This window comes from Cellulophaga sp. BC115SP (genome assembly GCF_009905545.1).
GTDB classification, from domain to species: domain Bacteria; phylum Bacteroidota; class Bacteroidia; order Cytophagales; family Spirosomataceae; genus Flectobacillus; species Flectobacillus rivi.
Genome location: NZ_JAAALB010000139.1, coordinates 1 through 1,347 on the forward strand (window position 1 = coordinate 1; position 1,347 = coordinate 1,347).

1 protein-coding gene is annotated in these 1,347 nt (G+C 34.2%); it reads left to right on the top strand.

The window, feature by feature from the left end; translation table 11 throughout:
* Positions 1-759 precede the first annotated feature (759 nt).
* Positions 760-1,347, top strand: a 588-nt coding sequence (locus GVN22_RS27245) for a transposase (RefSeq protein ID WP_255494280.1), incomplete at its 3' end; no start/stop codon positions are given.

Here is a 1,347-nt window from a genome sequence, read left to right on the forward strand (position 1 = left end):
CGATTGAGAACTGCCATCCATAACATGCTATGGTGCTACTTCGCAATGCAAAATTCGGGATGACTCATGTTTTTGATGCTACTATGCTAGATATGACTTGGCTTAAGAGGCAATCATTGCGTCTCTACTGATGGAATACATATTTTTATATAATCACTCACTCGCATAATCACTAAGTTAGGGATGACTCATGTTTTATTAAATCTCTTTATCTCCGAGACAGTCTATCTAATAGGCTGTCTTGGAGTGTTTTAAACGAAAATTTGTATTATAAGAAGGTATTATTTGAAATTACTCGACCCAGCTAAAATTGTTAAAAATAAAAGGGAGTGAGATTTTTGTATCGACCAAACTTCAAAAACACATCACTTCCTATGAACCAACGGCTCAGCGACGAAATTACAAGTGTTGTATCAAAAGCCCAAATTGTGAAGAATTTAGCACGGAAAAATTTCTAGGGGCATTTGTTTTAGGATTGATAAAAAGTAGGAAACAGGGTGGCCCGTGCCATACAATTTTGTGAAATAGCACATCACTTAAATGACGATGCCAAACTTAGCTCAAATGAGATAAGAATACAGGATTTTTTTCGTGAAGTAGAAATAGATTATCATCAAGTAGCAATCTTCTTGAACTGTCTTGTTCCGGCAAAGAAAAAACTTCGAGTTTGCATAGATAGAACAGAATGGGATTTTGGAAAAACACAGTTCAATATCCTATGGTTAAGGAGATTTTCAGATACCTCTTTATTGGGAATTATTGGACAATAATAGTGGCAACTCTTCTACACAAGACCGAAAAAACTTATTGGAATTATGCCTATCAGATTTAGATAAGGAACGAATAGGTTATATTGTTGGAGATCGAGAATTTATAGGTCACTCTTGGATTAAATACTTGAAATACAAAGGTATTAGATTTGTAATGAGAGTTCCTAAACACCATACGATTACTCGTCCAGATGGCACAGTAACTAAAATAGGAGAACTTAAATTAAAGGTTGATAAGTCCCTAATTTTGAAAAATTGTTTAATAGATAGTGTGGTAGCCCATGTCTGGATAAAGCTATTAGAAACAGGAGATTTGTTGTTTTTAATAGGAACCGTAAACGCTGAATTTATGGGACAACTTTATCGAAAACGCTGGACGATAGAAACTGTTTTTCAGTCGTTTAAAGGACGAGGATTTAACTTGGAAAGCACACATTTACAATCAATTGCTAAGCTCAAAAAATTAATTGCATGCATAAGCATAGCATACGGGTTATGTGGAAGTTTAGGAATTCATTATCACCCAAAAGTTCAAAATATAAAAATCAAAAAGCATGGCTATAAAGCTATAAGTTTT